Annotated in this window: 12 protein-coding genes and 1 pseudogene; 8 read left to right on the top strand and 5 right to left on the bottom strand. The window is 42.3% G+C overall.

Annotated elements, in window-relative coordinates; genetic code table 11:
* Nucleotides 1-20 precede the first annotated feature (20 nt).
* Nucleotides 21-236, bottom strand: a complete 216-nt coding sequence (locus FCR06_RS32580; protein ID WP_223280121.1) for a hypothetical protein — start codon at nt 234-236, stop codon at nt 21-23.
* Between the two features lie 347 nt (nt 237-583).
* Between FCR06_RS32580 and FCR06_RS12610 the strand changes: the two genes are divergently transcribed.
* The 8 genes and pseudogenes from FCR06_RS12610 to FCR06_RS12580 all read left to right on the top strand — a co-directional run bounded on the left by FCR06_RS12610 (nt 584) and on the right by FCR06_RS12580 (nt 10353).
* On the top strand, nt 584-958 hold the full coding sequence (locus FCR06_RS12610) for a hypothetical protein (protein ID WP_138500096.1): 375 nt from the start codon (nt 584-586) through the stop codon (nt 956-958).
* A gap of 905 nt (nt 959-1863) precedes the next feature.
* The gene (dxs, locus tag FCR06_RS12605; RefSeq protein WP_138500094.1) at nt 1864-3771 is read left to right on the top strand and encodes a 1-deoxy-D-xylulose-5-phosphate synthase; all 1908 of its coding nucleotides are present in this window, start codon (nt 1864-1866) and stop codon (nt 3769-3771) included.
* A gap of 78 nt (nt 3772-3849) precedes the next feature.
* On the top strand, nt 3850-5373 hold the full coding sequence (locus tag FCR06_RS12600) for a hypothetical protein (RefSeq protein ID WP_138500092.1): 1524 nt from the start codon (nt 3850-3852) through the stop codon (nt 5371-5373).
* A gap of 32 nt (nt 5374-5405) precedes the next feature.
* Nucleotides 5406-5600, top strand: a pseudogene (locus FCR06_RS12595) (1-deoxy-D-xylulose-5-phosphate synthase); the annotation flags it as partial.
* 650 nt (nt 5601-6250) lie between these two features.
* Nucleotides 6251-7312: an S-methyl-5-thioribose-1-phosphate isomerase gene (mtnA, locus tag FCR06_RS12590; RefSeq protein WP_138500090.1), complete on the top strand. Its 1062-nt coding sequence runs from the start codon at nt 6251-6253 to the stop codon at nt 7310-7312.
* Between the two features lie 44 nt (nt 7313-7356).
* Nucleotides 7357-8028 carry an O-methyltransferase gene (locus FCR06_RS12585; protein WP_138500088.1) on the top strand — a complete coding sequence of 224 codons (672 nt, stop codon included), beginning with the start codon at nt 7357-7359 and terminating at the stop codon, nt 8026-8028.
* A 20-nt stretch (nt 8029-8048) separates the two neighbouring features.
* Nucleotides 8049-8180, top strand: coding sequence for a hypothetical protein (locus FCR06_RS34245; RefSeq protein ID WP_262984666.1), 132 nt, complete (start codon nt 8049-8051; stop codon nt 8178-8180).
* Nucleotides 8181-8250: 70 nt separating this feature from the next.
* The gene (locus FCR06_RS12580; protein ID WP_138500086.1) at nt 8251-10353 is read left to right on the top strand and encodes a M3 family metallopeptidase; all 2103 of its coding nucleotides are present in this window, start codon (nt 8251-8253) and stop codon (nt 10351-10353) included.
* Nucleotides 10354-10565: 212 nt separating this feature from the next.
* Here the strand turns inward: FCR06_RS12580 and FCR06_RS12575 are convergent, their stop codons facing one another.
* The 4 genes from FCR06_RS12575 to FCR06_RS12560 form a co-directional block, all read right to left on the bottom strand.
* The gene (locus tag FCR06_RS12575) at nt 10566-11375 is read right to left on the bottom strand and encodes a DUF928 domain-containing protein (RefSeq protein ID WP_138500084.1); all 810 of its coding nucleotides are present in this window, start codon (nt 11373-11375) and stop codon (nt 10566-10568) included.
* Nucleotides 11376-11520: 145 nt separating this feature from the next.
* Nucleotides 11521-13833 (bottom strand): CHASE2 domain-containing protein, encoded by a 2313-nt coding sequence (locus tag FCR06_RS12570; RefSeq protein WP_138500082.1) that lies wholly within the window; start codon nt 13831-13833, stop codon nt 11521-11523.
* 172 nt (nt 13834-14005) lie between these two features.
* Nucleotides 14006-14974, bottom strand: a complete 969-nt coding sequence (locus FCR06_RS12565; protein ID WP_138500080.1) for a DUF1822 family protein — start codon at nt 14972-14974, stop codon at nt 14006-14008.
* Nucleotides 14975-15148: 174 nt separating this feature from the next.
* Nucleotides 15149-15391: a hypothetical protein gene (locus FCR06_RS12560; protein ID WP_138500078.1), complete on the bottom strand. Its 243-nt coding sequence runs from the start codon at nt 15389-15391 to the stop codon at nt 15149-15151.
* Nucleotides 15392-15410 lie beyond the last annotated feature (19 nt).

The raw sequence follows: 15410 nt of genomic DNA, 5'->3' as shown, positions 1-15410 counted from the left end.
CCATCTTAATCTATCGGCACTCAGTTCAATGTAGTGCAAACACGTTCGCCTTTGGCATCGACTTGCATTGTGAATGCATCGACTCGCATTGTGAATGCATCGACTCGCATTGTGAATGCATCGACTCGCATTGTGAATGCATCGACTTGCATTGTGAATGCATCGACTTGCATTGTGAATGCATCGACTCGCATTGTGAATGTATCGACTCGCATTGTGAATGCATCGACTTGCAAACACAAAACTATAACTTACGCACTCAAACCTCAAAGGTGACTCTGACAAATAAAAGATATCTCAATGTTCACAATATTTAGTCAACAGTCATGTTCTCTTAAGGACTTTCACAAAATAAATTATCCAATTTCATGCCCATCAAAACGACTTTCTCTCCCCCTGCTCCCTGCTCCCTGCTCCCCTGCCCTCAGGGCGTTCGCGTAGCGTCCCGCAGGGATAGAATATTTTTTTAATTGGAAGTCCCTTAGGACTAATATCCATAAAGCACTTCACCTTTTTTTTAGCTTACTGTTATTTTTTACGTGGCGATGGGCACATTAAATATATACTTTTCACGGATAAATATATGACTACTCCAGATACAACACGCCGTTTGCGCCCTCAAGTGATTAGTCAAAATGTTAGTTCATTGCACGGTTTGCAAACCATCCCCACCTACAACACAACTCGTAGTGATGCCACTGTTGCAAATTTACAACAAGCTTATCAAGCTATGTTAGCTCAGCAACAAGCCGAAACTGAGAAACTAACTTTATACCGTGCGGCTGCGGATGCTGCGCGATTAGCAGAATGGGAATTTCACAATGCTGTATTAGCGATGAAAGAATCTGTACGTGGGCAATATGGGTCAGACAGTACAGAAGCCCAAGCTGTTGGACTCAAGAAAAAATCAGACCGCAAGCGTCCCACCCGCAAAAAGTCACTTGTGGTTGCAAGTTAAACAATTTATATCGAGAGCATCCCAAATATGTAAGTTATATCAAACCCAGGTTATGAATTATGATTGCGATCGCAATGTAGTAAAGCAAAGCAATCACAAGATATCGGATTGGTTGACTGCACTAAAGCTTGATTGGCAATGACAAACATGTTCTGACAAAATTTGGATGCTCTTCTTAATTAAAAAAAATCTTTGCAACATCTTAATCGGCTGTAGGGGTAGCTTTACACCCCTACCTATGTCAATGGACACCGTATAATTAATGGCTACTAACTTTTATGTATAAAAGCACAAGTTTTATTTGTTACCCGTTATTTTGGCATTGCAAGCTAATGTTGGATGTATGCATTATTTCTTCTATGTCTCAGTAGTCTAGTATAGATTTACCTACAAGTTAACTTTGTCACCTTTGTTTCAAGCTACCTAATACCATATATTTTGTCATTTCCACAAAAGAGATGATAAAATTTGTTAAGTAGTAATGAATTTTAATTTAATCAGCTACTACAGAATTTGTAAGTAATGAGTGAGTAACTTTATTTATATGTCTATCCTGTTTTGAGAAAATGGCGATCGCACAGCAGAACATCTGATGATACTGAACCAAGACAACAAAGATAAGTAAGGTAGGTTTAAAAGAGAATAGGGAACAGATAAACCTCATGCCTACTAGTTACATTAAAAATTCATACCAAGGACTGATTATATTTTCAATTCAGAAATCAGAATTCTGAATTTTTTTTGACGAATTGTTAATAGTTTACTTATTTTTGGGCGTTATAAATTACGAAGTTATACTTTACGCTACAACTTAGTAACAATGTAACAGTCTGATTATGAGGATAACCCGACCGTGGGAAAATCAAGATACCGAAACCAGAAATTAGAGAGGAAAACCCTGTAATATGCATCTGAGCGAAATTACCCATCCCAATCAGTTGCACGGTTTATCCGTTCGGCAACTGCAACAAATTGCCCGTCAAATTCGAGACAAGCATCTCCAAACCGTAGCAATTAATGGTGGACATTTGGGGCCAGGGTTGGGTGTCGTAGAATTAACACTAGGGCTTTATCAAACACTGGACTTAGATCGGGATAAAGTCATTTGGGATGTAGGACACCAAGCTTATCCCCACAAACTACTTACAGGACGTTACGATCGCTTCCATACTCTGCGGCAAAAAGACGGAGTTGCTGGTTACCTCAAGCGTTGTGAAAACAAATTCGATCACTTTGGTGCTGGACATGCTTCCACCAGTATTTCCGCTGCATTGGGCATGGCTTTAGCGCGAGATTTAAAAGGTGAAAAATATAAAGCGGTGGCTGTGATTGGTGATGGCGCACTTACAGGGGGTATGGCTTTAGAAGCTATCAACCACGCCGGACACTTGCCAAAAACTAATTTGCTGGTTGTTCTTAACGACAACGAGATGTCCATATCTCCTAATGTGGGTGCAATTCCTCGCTATCTGAACAAAATGCGCCTCAGCCAGCCGGTGCAATTTATCAAAGATAATCTTGAAGAACAGTTTAAGCAAATTCCCTTCGTTGGTGAATCTTTATCTCCCGAACTCGGACGCATCAAAGAAGGTATGAAACGCTTGGCTGTTCCTAAGGTAGGCGCAGTGTTTGAAGAACTTGGCTTTACTTATATCGGCCCAGTTGATGGACATAATTTAGAAGAATTGATTGCCACCTTCCAACAAGCACATCAAATACCAGGCCCAGTTTTGGTACATGTGGCAACAGTCAAGGGTAAAGGCTATGAAATCGCTGAACTAGACCAAGTAGGTTACCACGCCCAAAGTCCCTTCAATGTATCAACTGGCAAAGCTATTCCTTCCAACAAACCTAAACCACCGGCTTATGCCAAAGTCTTTGCTCACACTTTAGTAAAACTTGCCGAACAAAACCCAAAAATCATCGGCATTACTGCGGCGATGGCCACAGGAACAGGCTTAGATAAACTTCAAGCAAAACTGCCCAATCAATATATAGATGTCGGCATTGCTGAACAACACGCTATCACTTTAGCAGCCGGACTGGCGACCGAAGGAATGCGCCCCATCGCCGCCATTTATTCTACCTTCTTGCAACGCGCCTACGATCAGATAATTCATGATGTCTGCATCCAGAACTTACCAGTCTTCTTCTGCTTAGATCGGGCAGGAATTGTTGGTTCTGACGGCCCCACCCACCAAGGTATGTATGACATCGCTTATCTGCGTTGCATTCCGAATATGGTACTGATGGCACCCAAAGATGAAGCCGAACTGCAACGCATGATAGTAACTGGCGTTAATCATACCAGCGGCCCGATCGCTATGCGTTATCCACGTGGCAATGGCTACGGCGTGCCTTTGATGGAAGAAGGCTGGGAACCATTGGAAATCGGCAAAAGCGAAATTCTGCGTACAGGCGATGACGTGTTAATCGTTGGCTATGGCACAATGGTTTATCCGGGAATGCAAGCCGCTGAAATTTTGAGCGAACATGGCATTGAAGCAACTGTGATTAATGCCCGTTTCGCTAAGCCGTTGGATACCGAGTTGATTTTACCTTTAGCTAAGAAAATCGGACGTGTTATTACCTTAGAGGAAGGCTGCGTCATGGGTGGCTTTGGTAGTGCGATCGCTGAAGCCTTGTTAGACGCAGATATTCTCGTTCCTATCAAGCGGTTTGGTGTGCCAGATGTATTAGTAGACCATGCTGAACCGAATGAATCGAAAACAGAATTAGGTTTGACTAGTCATCAAATAGCAGAAAGAGTTTTGCAAGCTTTCTTTAAACAACAAGTATCTGCTGTCGTTTAGTTAATTTTTTGTAGTAATAAATCGCCCACGCTTGTGACTCAGGTGTGGGCGATCGCTTTATCAAATTTAGGAAAACTTATGAAACTCTTTACAATTGGTGACAGTATTTCTCAAGGCTTTATGTCTTTGGCAGCAGCCCGGACAGACCTTTGTTTTTCAACTTTGATTGCCAAGTCAATGGGGCTACAAGTTGGTGGTGAATATTTCTATCCCGAATGGTTGATGGGTGGACTACCAACTAATCTGGAAAAGATTTTACGGCGTTTGGAGAAAAAATATGGCTCAGATATCAACGGTCTAGATTGGCTGACCATATTGCCAACTCTTGAGAAAATACTTGATGAAGCTGAAGATTACTATGAACGGCAAGGAGGTAGCGCCCAACAGCCTTATCCAGGAGGAGTTGAATTTTTCCACAATGTAGCTATTCAAGGCTTTGATGTTGCTGATTCTTGGATGATTACACCCAAAATTTGTAAATATCAAATTGAACTTAGTAATCAGAAAGGAGACGGTAAACCTAATTTTTTAGGTTTGCCTAATGCAGCCTTCTACCGGATAGCACTTAAAGTTCTCAACCCATCATTAAATCCTATCTTTGACAACTATAGCCAACTTGATTGGCTGCGACATCACGCAAGCAAAACTGAAGGAGTTGAAAATTTAATTCTCTGGTTAGGATCGAACAATGCGCTGGGAACTGTCATCGGTTTAGAAATTTATCAAACTCCTAATGACCTTAATGCGACTCTCAAAAACCCAAGTCAAAAGCCTGAATCATTCCATGAGGTAAGAGAACAATGGAACCTATGGCATCCCAAAGATTTTGAGGCTGAATATCAAGAATTGCTTGATCGCGTTGATACAATCATGCAGGGCAACAAAAATCCTAATTGGAATGTCTTCATTGGCACAGTACCGCTGGTAACTATTGTGCCATTAGCAAAAGGCGTAGGTTCAACTACTGAAATTGATGTGCCTGGAGATAATAAACCTTCAATTTACTACAAATACTATACTTATTTCCCCTTTGAAGAGGATACGGTTAAAAATACTGGCACCTTATACCTAACATTACAAGATGCCCTCTACATTGATGACTGTATTCGCACATACAATAAAGTAATTAGAGAACTGGTCAAGAGTAAGAACAGTCAACATCGGCAACCACGATATCACATTGTTGAACTTGCCGATGCCTTGCAAGAAATTGCCTTCAAGCGAAATGCTGGACAAGTGAAGTACGATTTTCCAGAATACTTCAACTTTGTCTATCCGCAAGTCAACACCAAATACTACCACGCAGACACTGCTGGGCGACTACGACAAGGTGGACTATTTAGTTTAGACGGTATTCATCCTTCTGCCATTGGTCAAGGGCTGATTGCTTATGAATTTCTCAAAAAAATGGCAGAGGTTGGAGTTGTAAATAGCGTCGAACTAGATTGGAAATCAATCTTTTCCAACGATGAACTTTATTCTCAACCTATTACCTTGATGCATGAATTTTATGATAATAAAGAATTTGTTGAAACCATCATCAAGCTGTTCGGTAGAAATCCACTTGCGAGAAATACAAGTATAACTAGAAGAATCGGGTAACAATAAAATTTTTGTAGGGTGTGTTAGGCGTTTACAACAGTGCGATCGCTGAAGCCTTGTTAGATGCAGATATTCTCGTTCCTGTCAAGCGGTTTGGTGTGCCAGATGTATTAGTAGACCATGCTGAACCGAATGAATCGAAAACAGAATTAGGTTTGACTAGTCATCAAATAGCAGAAAGAGTTTTGCAAGCTTTCTTTAAACAACAAGTATCTGCTGTCGTTTAGTTAATTTTTTTGTCGAAATGAATCGCCCACGCTTGTGACTCAAGTGTGGGCGATTGCTTATGAAAACAATAAGTTTAATATCTGTAATATTATGTTTAATTAAACTTTAGTTAATTACCGAAAATCATCAGGTATTAAATAATTGCTTAAATTAACTTTAATCACTTTATTCTCTACATATTTAATCTAATCAATTTTTAAGATTCTTATATTATCTATTCAAAACCAATATCAATTTAGCAACAGGCGATCGCTTTATATTTTCATGGGTTTTACTAGTGAAGTTAAACCTTATATTTTGTTGTAGCTTTTTTCAAAATTTTAATTCAAATATTGAGTTAATAAAAAATATATAAGAAATATTACATAATGTGTCAAACTATATCTGCACTATCTTAAACCCAAAAAAAAAGGACAATAAGACTATCCTGTTACTAATACTGCGGGACAGGCTTTAACCTACAAATTTAGCAAAAGCAGCTTCCAGCCAAGCTTCGCAATCAAAATTTTAAATTTGATAAAGTTTTGCTAAAATTAGAGCATGTTCAGAAATTCAAATCAAGCTGTAATTGTTCCAAAGAAAAACTGCTTTGATTTCAATCTGTGAAAGTTTATTATTCCAATAAAGTTAAAAAATATTACCTTTTTTTATGACAGGTTATACAAACCAGATTTATCCAGTCATTTGGCACAACGACTCAGTGTCACTAATTGACCAAACTCGCCTACCCAACGAATATACATTCGTGGAAATTCACCGCAGTGAAGAGATGGCGCGGGCGATTAAAACGATGATTGTTCGGGGTGCGCCTGCAATTGGTGTGGCTGCGGGATATGGAATGTATCTCGGCGCAAGGGAAATTCAAACGAGCGATCGCCAGGAATTTTTGCAACACTTAGATAAGATTGCCGAGATGTTGCGTTCTACTCGTCCCACAGCAGTAAATTTATTTTGGGCAATTAGCCGGATGCTGAAAACTGCCTACGAAACACTGGGAACAGTAGAAGAAATCAAGCAAATTCTCTTGCAAACTGCCCAAGCAATCAACACTGAAGATTTGCAAACCTGTCAAGCGATCGGCGACAATGGTTTAGCAGTATTGCCCAAAACTCCAAAAAAACTGACATTGCTTACTCACTGTAACGCTGGAGCATTAGCTACTGCTGGTTATGGTACAGCTTTAGGTGTTGTGCGTTCTGCGTGGAGAGAAGGACGTTTAGAGCGTTTGTTTGCCGACGAAACCCGTCCCCGCTTGCAAGGCGCAAAACTCACCACTTGGGAATGTGTGCAAGAAGGTATTCCGGTGACATTAATTACTGATAACATGGCAGCCCATTGCATGAAACAAGGTTTGATTCATGCAGTAGTTGTAGGTGCCGATCGCATTGCGGCTAACGGCGACACTGCGAATAAAATTGGTACATATAGCGTAGCGATCGCTGCCATTGCACATAATATACCTTTTTTTGTCGCTGCACCCCTTTCCACCATTGATTTTGAATTAGCCGATGGCAGCAAAATTCCGATTGAAGAACGCGAACCCACAGAAATCTATCAAGTCGGCGATACAATTCTCACGCCTAGGGGTGTAGATTTTTACAACCCAGCATTTGATGTCACCCCGGCTGAATTGATTACAGCTATCATTACAGAGAATGGGGCGATCGCACCAAGCGAATTAGTAAAATCACAGGTAAAGCAGGTAGTGTAAATTATATTTTCGCCAGAAACAACACTTATTGAAAGGATACATCTATGACTCAGGAGCAATGGACTGCGGTTGACCGTTACCTGACGGAGCTGTTTGTACCTCCTGACTCCGTATTGGATGCAGCACTCGAAGCCAGCGCTGCGGCTGGTCTGCCACCGCACAACGTTTCGCCCAATCAGGGTAAGCTACTGCTATTGTTAGCCCAACTCCAAAAGGCACGCACTATCCTAGAGATTGGTACTCTGGGTGGCTACAGCACAATTTGGTTGGCGCGGGCGCTACCCAAGGACGGTTACTTAATTACGCTGGAGGCTAATCCTAAATACGCCGAAGTTGCTTTGAGCAACATTGCACGCGCTGGTTTGAGCGATATAGTTGAGTTGCGACTTGGACAAGCACTCTCTACACTGGTGCAACTAGCAGCTGAAGGTCGCAGTGCATTTGACCTGATTTTCATCGACGCCGACAAGTCAAACAATCCTGATTACCTAGCTTGGGCGCTGAAACTTTCCCGTCGTGGCAGCCTGATTATTGCTGATAATGTCGTCCGCAACGGAGCAGTAATCGATACTGCCAGTAGTGATGCCAGCGTCCAAGGAGTGCGTCGTTTCAACGAACTACTGGCATCTGAGCCGCGTGTGAGTGCCACAGCCCTCCAGACAGTGGGTAGCAAAGGATACGACGGTTTGGCGATCGCCCTGGTTGTAGCTGACTAGTAAGGCAGAGGCTAGGGAGTGTGAGGAGATTATCAAAAAGCAACAACCCTGACTACCTCTGCCAGACTTGCTGTTTGTCCCATGCCCCCGTAGTTTTTATCGCTATTTTGCCAGAATGGCAACACAGAATAGCACAGCGATCGCTACATTAAAAGATATATATATAAATATATAAATAAAAATCATTGTTGATTTCTATTCATCCGCAGTTCACAGAAAAACATGAGTGCAAGTACCATTCTTTTTGACAACCCTTTACTCCAAGGCACTGGTCTACCTTCCTTTGCAGAAATTAAACCAGAACGAGTAGTACCAGCTTTTAACCAATTGCTGGCAGAACTTGACCAGCAGCTTGCTGCTTTGGAGGCTAATGTAGAGCCTACTTGGGAAGGTTTAGTAGAACCTTTAGAAAAGCTGACTGAACGGCTGATCTGGAGTTGGGGAGCTGTAAATCATTTGATGGGTGTTAAAAATAGCCCTGAACTGCGGGAAGCTCATGAAACTATCCAGCCACAGGTAGTACAGTTTATCAACAAGCTCGGTCAAAGCCAACCCATCTATAGTGCTTTTAAAGAACTGCGTGCTAGCGATGGTTGGGCAAGTTTAGAACCAGCCCAGCAGCGGATTGTAGAAGCTGCCATCCGAGATGCAGAACTTTCTGGTGTTGGCTTAGAAGGAGAAGCAAGAGAGCGTTTCAACCTCATTCAGATGGAATTAGCAGAACTTTCTACGAAATTCTCTAATCATGTACTGGATGCAACTAAAGCTTTTAGCTTAACCCTGACAACAAAAGCTGAAATTGACGGTTTACCCCCAAGCTTAGTCAGTTTAGCAGCACAAGTGGCTCGTGAGGCTGCTCATAGCGACGCCACACCAGAAAATGGTCCTTGGCGTATTACTCTGGACTTTCCCAGTTATGGCCCTTTCATGCAGCACAGCACTCGCCGAGATTTACGCCAAAAGCTTTACAAAGCTTATATTACGCGTGCTTCTATTGGTGATTTAGATAACAATCCCTTAATTACGCGGATTTTAGAGTTACGTCAAGAACTCGCAGATTTACTTGGCTTTGGAAGTTATGCTGAGTTGAGCCTTGCTAGTAAAATGGCTCCTAATGTTGAAGCAGCCGAAGCACTGTTAGAAGAACTACGCCAAGCCAGTTATGATGCTGCTGTCAAAGACTTAAAAGAACTCGAAGCTTTTGCCGCATCACATGGAGAAGAAAATCAGGATTTAAAACACTGGGATATCAGCTTTTGGGCAGAACGCCAACGCGAAGCAAAATTTGCTTTTACAGCTGAAGAATTACGTCCTTACTTTCCCCTTCCCCAAGTACTAGATGGCTTATTTGGACTTGTCAAGCGGTTGTTTGGCGTTACTGTCACCCCTGCCGATGGTCAAGCCCCAGTATGGCATGAGGATGTCCGTTATTTCCAAATTGCGGATGAAAGTGGTTCTCCTATAGCTTACTTCTACTTAGACCCCTATAGCCGTCCATCTGAAAAACGGGGTGGCGCTTGGATGGATGTGTGCATCAATCGTGCCAAAATAAAAGAAAATGGTGTGACTGCCATCCGCTTACCTGTAAGTTATTTGATATGTAACCAAACTCCCCCAGTCGATGGCAAACCTAGTTTAATGACTTTTTATGAAGTAGAGACTTTGTTTCACGAGTTTGGTCATGGATTGCACCACATGCTTACTAAGGTTGATTATGCTGGAGCCGCAGGCATCAACAATGTGGAGTGGGATGCAGTAGAACTACCTAGTCAGTTTATGGAAAACTGGTGCTATGAGCGACTGACTTTATTTGGCATGGCTAAGCATTATCAAACTGGGGAAGCTCTACCAGAGCATTATTATCAAAAACTGTTAGCGGCGCGTAATTATATGAGTGGTACTGCGATGTTACGGCAGCTTCACTTTAGCAGCGTTGATTTAGAATTACACTACCGCTATCGTCCTGATAGTAATGAAACTCCGGCAGATGTGCGTCAACGTATAGCTAAGACTACTACGGTTTTACCACCACTTCCAGAAGATTCAATGCTATGTGCTTTTGGACACATCTTTGAAGGAGGCTACGCAGCAGGATATTACAGTTATAAGTGGGCTGAAGTCCTGAGCGCTGATGCTTTTGCAGCTTTTGAAGAAGCTGGTTTTGAAAATGAAGAAGCTATAAAAGCTACAGGACAGCTTTATCGAAATACCGTACTGGCACTTGGTGGTGGTAAGCATCCAATGGAAGTGTTTAAGACTTTTCGAGGTCGCGAACCGAGTACGATCGCTTTACTCAGGCACAATGGTCTAGTCGGAGCTAAGTAAGGGGGTGGGGAGTGGAAAGATGAGGGAGATGGGGAACTCGGGGCCCCCACGTTAGCAAAGCGGGGCAAAGCCCAGTGGGGATCAGGGGCAATGGGGAGTATGGGGGAAAGAAAATTTATTACTTCTGGCTTTTGGCCTCTTCCCACGCCTCCTTTTGCTCCCACACTCCCTGTTTGCCTCATCCCCAATCCCCAGTCCCTAGCTTTAGAAGTCTAGGGGTTATCCAACACAAGCGGTTCTTTGGCAACATCAGCTAAGTTGATATTGGTTAGTAAATTTTGCCACTGGGCTTGAAGTGTGCTATCTTTGGGATTTTTCTCGCGCAGTTGAGCCAGTGTAGCTAGTGCCTCGTACCATATCCCATTTTGGGCATAGATTGCATAGCGCTTAAGAGGTTCTGCGGTTTCTAATTCTTTAGCTATTGATTGATTCAGGTTAACTCGTTGGATTACCCCTTCAACATAAGTCCAAGGAGCATTTTGTTCTTGGTCGCAATTAATACTGAAAAACCAACGGTATTCTTTGTTTAACGCCAAGGCGGGAGCATTGCTAGGTAGGGAAATGCGTATTACTCCTGGCTTATCTCGTATAACGATCGATTTTCCGTCGTAAATCTCCTTAGAGTCTTTGGAGTCTGAATTTTCTCGCACCACAAATTGCACCGCTTTAACCACATCCTTGGTATATGGTACATAGAAAAACCAACTTGGACGTTCTAACGTTGTTTGTGCCCAGACATTAGTCACCCCATCTTTCTCCGTAAACGGCACTAAAGCTGTAAGGTCAGGTGTAGCAGCTGTACATCCTTCTCCTCGGCTAGCCCCGCCCCGGACACGTCCTCCAGGAGTACCACCAGCTGGAACTGGGGGTTGCTCAAAGCGTGGGGTTTGAGCAACAATCATTTTAGAATTAGGGCGATCGCCAAGTCCACGACCAACAGTATAAGTCTGGCTAATTAATAAACTGGTGCAGCTTAAAGCTAGTAGTAAAAATAATTTTATTAATTGCAAATTAGATTTCATAAAAAGCTCACTTCATCAGATTTTAGATATTAAATTGGGCTTGGGGCAAACAAGGAGTGTGGTCAGGGTTGTTGCTTTTCTATAATTTCGCCACACTCTCCCCTCCCTTTACACTTACCGTTACCTAAGTATTTCAACTGAGAAATTAGTTTTTTTTAGAATTATAAATTGACATCAAGCCAATAGTGGCTAGTAAAGATAAAGCCGACGGCACAAAAGGTACCCAAGCACCCGAAATTAACAGACCTAAACAAACTAGATACAGAATGCTAGAACTAACACCGACTATTAATGTTAACCAGGGAAATGAAAGTTTTCGCCAAGCCAAGATTCCCCCCACTAAAGACCAGCCCCAAATCCAGACTATTTCGTACCATAGTGACCAAACCCGTAACAATGGCCGCCCATCTTCCACAGCACTGAGAATTTGGCTGACCATATGCGCTTGTACCAACACTCCTGGCATTTGCTCGTCCAAAGGAACTCCGTAAGGTGTCGGCCAGGTATCTGGAGAATCTCCTCTTGACACCACACCAATCAAAACAATTCGGTTATTGACAGCATTAGGATTAACAGGATCGGATAAAAATTGGTTTAGCTTCACCTGTTGGGCTATTTGTTTTGTGGAACGGTAGTTGAGTAAGATTTGACCGCCATTAGCATCAATATTTTGATATCCACCACTACGAGAATTGAGATTTGGAAAAACAGTCTTACCCAACTGCAAATTTCCTTGGGGGGTAAACTTGACATTAATTCCTGAACGTCGCAGATAGAGGGAAGCCAGTTGTAGACTGAATGAGTAGGAGGCAGAACACAATGATGTCGGCTCTTGGTTCATAAATAGAAGATGACGACGGATGACTCCATCACGGTCGTGCATAAAGTCACTGAATCCCAAATTTGTTGTTGGAATTTCAGGTGGCGGTTGAATACCTCCGATATTGGCTGTACCATCGCTCCCCTTACATACGCCAATTAAGTTAGGAGTTTTTTGGAGACGATTAATTAAATTTGAGTCTTTAGCTYGAAAATCACGGTAGATATCTAAGCCGATCGCTCTAGGTTGGTACTGATTGAGTTTTTGTAGAAGTTTGTTGAGAGATTTTTCGGAAATTGAAGCTCCGATCAAGGATTCACCATTTTTTCTTTGAGTTGCCAAATCATCATCGTCAATGGTGATCACCAGCAGTCGAGGATCGATTACCTCCTCTGGACGCGATCGCATCATTTGGTCAAAGGCTTGAATTTCTTGATTTTCCAGCATTCCCAGTAACCTCACCCCACAAACCAAGGTTGTGACTGCCACGCTTAATGACAAAGCGATGCTAAATCTGCGTCTGATAGAGACAGGTAAATTTGGTGTCTGTTCACTCTCTTTAGACCTTAATTCATCCCAAGTGGGGGGCATCTGGGCTGGATTTTGGCAAATCATTGGTAGCCAAGTTGCACAGGGAAATCGATCCTCAAGTCCTTCCAACCGTTCCCGTGCTTGCCGTACAGATTGATATAAAGACTCTCCCCTAGCAAAACCTTGGAGAAAATACTTTAAAAACTCTTGAGCAACCTGGTCTGGAACCGGTTCGCGCATGACAATTATCTGAGGAATTTGCAAATCAGCCAATTCTCGCGCTAATCCCAATCCATCGCAGGAATTAAATATAGCTAGTTGCAAACCATTTTCAATGGCTTTCCTCAGAGCATACTTTAACTCGCCAATGGTGAGACTATCAGTTTTATTCAGATAAATTCGTCCGCATTCTCTATTTCCTTGACTAGAACTATGTCCGGCAAAGAAGAGAATATCCCACTTTTTTCCCCACAGATGCTCAGTTAATTCCTGGCGCTGTGGTTCAACGAGAAAACTGACTTCGGCGTTGCTACATTGTTGTAATAAAGCTCGATCTGCTTGGGTATTAATTCCTTGACTATTACCAACAATTGCCAAGATATTGACTAAAGGATTGGGAGTGCGTGAGTTGTGAATGCGATCGTAAGTGGGTGAAGAAAGGGCGATTTCAGCCTTGGGGTAGCGTTCTAACAAGTCCCACGAATGCCAGGGTAATAACTGTAATTGGCTATTTTCTGTTTGTAAAATTACCCGCACTTCATCGGTGGACGACAATCTTTCTAACCATTTTTCTCTTATAGAGCGAAACTCCTCTGCTCGCAGCCAGGTATTAAAACGTGCCCGCAAAATACGGGAAGTGTTTTCGCAGTCTTGGAGCATCGATACATTTGTCACCTGTACTTGCTCAGCATAAAGACGATAGCGATTGCCTATGTGCAGATAACTAGACTGCCAATGGCTATAGTAGAGCGGCATTTCGGGAAATGGAGGTAACTTCCCCGTGACTTCTGTTGTGGCACGCTCCCGTTCTTCACCAATTTGCAGGGTGACAGCAAACCCTTGCTCAAAACTACCCTCTGCGAATTTTAGAAATACTAACTTACCCATGACCGTCGCTATCCCTCTCCCTGTGCAAAATCACAAACCTCTAATGTCTGATCACAAGTGTCACAAGCGTGTACATAATTTTTTTGAAAATCCCGAAAAGCCGATTTTAATTTTTAATTAATCAATTTACCACTTATAAATTACCGACAAAGAGGGAAGATAGCTAGATGTTTTAAATCCGGAAATGTTCAGTAATACTAATACCATTCAATGCTACCCTAACGCTAAAGTCTTCTCTGGGTTCTCCACGAAACTGTAACTGAATGTAATTGTCTGATTTTCTAGATTGAGCATCCAAAAAGACTGCTCCGGAACTATCTAGAACGGTGAGATGAACTCCTGGTGGTAAGTAAATTTGACTGCCAGTTGCGTGCAACTGGAGGAGGATACTAGTTTGGCTATCCTTTTGGGGGCTGATTTCCACAATCAACATCACAGGGTGATTAAGAATTTGGATGCCCAAATCAATCAGTTTTGCACGTTTAGTAAATGATTCTGGTCGGTTAAGAGTATTTGGTTCCACAGTTTCAATACTGCGAAAAGCATAAGCTGGTCTGAGTTCTGGCAAATTCCACAAAGATTCAACAGTTTGCCAACCCGTCTCAAATATACCAGCAAACCACTGACTCAAATTCACTAGTGAAGCGAGTGGAGATTCCCGCAACTGAGCCAGATAATCAATAAATGCTTCCAATGGTTGCAATTCTCTCAAAGATAGTGTTTCAGTTGCGGCACTAGCTACAAAACCTAATATTTTTGCTTCTTGGAGCGATTCATCAAACTCAACTACTAAATAACCCACCCGTTCTTCCCAGGTTTCTGGAGGAATGGAACATATCTGCTGGTGTTTTTGAATAGGGCGACACTCAAGACGACCAACTGAGGACACCTGTAGGTCAGCTATATCCCCACACAGACGCATGATGGGGTTCCAACTGTCACTAACTTCCTTGTCGGTTGGAATATCCATCATCTGTAAATAGTCATTCACCACCCATACAGCTAAAGTATTCAGCCGAACTTGCTCTGCTTTTTGAGAATTGGACTGCTCATTAGCAAATTGCTCGGCAGTTAGGCGAGCTGTTTGGGAAATTGGCAATGTTAAGGTGAAATCGTCTAGCTGATAGGTGGAGTTATTCATAGGTTAGTCCCTAGCGATGAATGCTGCTATGTACATATCGCCTGCATCCACTAAATTTATGCCATAAAATAAAGAATCATTTTTGAAAAATATTAAAGTTGGGCATGAAGTGTAGACAAAACAAAGAGTGCTGTTAGCTTTCTGAGGCGCGTTTAGGACGTGCTAAGTTAAAAGTTAATAGTTATGATTTTCCCCTGTCCATCTACTCGCCACTTCTAACTTTCCACTCACTGTAAACTCGCTATTTTTTAGTTGGAGCATTTTACTGTAGAATTCATCGTAACAAGTATCGGCGATCGCTGATCCTAAAATTGCAAATAATACATCTTTATCAAATTCCCGCAAGTTGTGTTCGCTTTTAGCGTTGGCGCAGTATCTAGTAGAGAACAGAAGCCATCGCTGGTTTGTGACGCTCATGACTTCTGGTTGTTAATTT

It is taken from the genome of Nostoc sp. PA-18-2419 (assembly GCF_005869855.1).
Taxonomy (GTDB): Bacteria; Cyanobacteriota; Cyanobacteriia; order Cyanobacteriales; family Nostocaceae; genus Nostoc.
Note: the sequence above shows the minus strand (reverse complement) of the source record. Positions and strands in the feature narration are given on the sequence as shown.

Bases quoted from the DNA above. Each gene is read 5' to 3' on its own strand.
- FCR06_RS12610 (WP_138500096.1), top strand. From the start codon at position 584: ATGACTACTCCAGATACAACACGCCGTTTGCGCCCTCAAGTGATTAGT.
- dxs (WP_138500094.1), top strand. From the start codon at position 1,864: ATGCATCTGAGCGAAATTACCCATCCCAATCAGTTGCACGGTTTATCC.
- FCR06_RS12600 (WP_138500092.1), top strand. From the start codon at position 3,850: ATGAAACTCTTTACAATTGGTGACAGTATTTCTCAAGGCTTTATGTCT.
- mtnA (WP_138500090.1), top strand. From the start codon at position 6,251: ATGACAGGTTATACAAACCAGATTTATCCAGTCATTTGGCACAACGAC.
- FCR06_RS12585 (WP_138500088.1), top strand. From the start codon at position 7,357: ATGACTCAGGAGCAATGGACTGCGGTTGACCGTTACCTGACGGAGCTG.
- FCR06_RS12580 (WP_138500086.1), top strand. From the start codon at position 8,251: ATGAGTGCAAGTACCATTCTTTTTGACAACCCTTTACTCCAAGGCACT.
- FCR06_RS12575 (WP_138500084.1), bottom strand. From the start codon at position 11,375: ATGAAATCTAATTTGCAATTAATAAAATTATTTTTACTACTAGCTTTA.
- FCR06_RS12565 (WP_138500080.1), bottom strand. From the start codon at position 14,974: ATGAATAACTCCACCTATCAGCTAGACGATTTCACCTTAACATTGCCA.
- FCR06_RS12560 (WP_138500078.1), bottom strand. From the start codon at position 15,391: ATGAGCGTCACAAACCAGCGATGGCTTCTGTTCTCTACTAGATACTGC.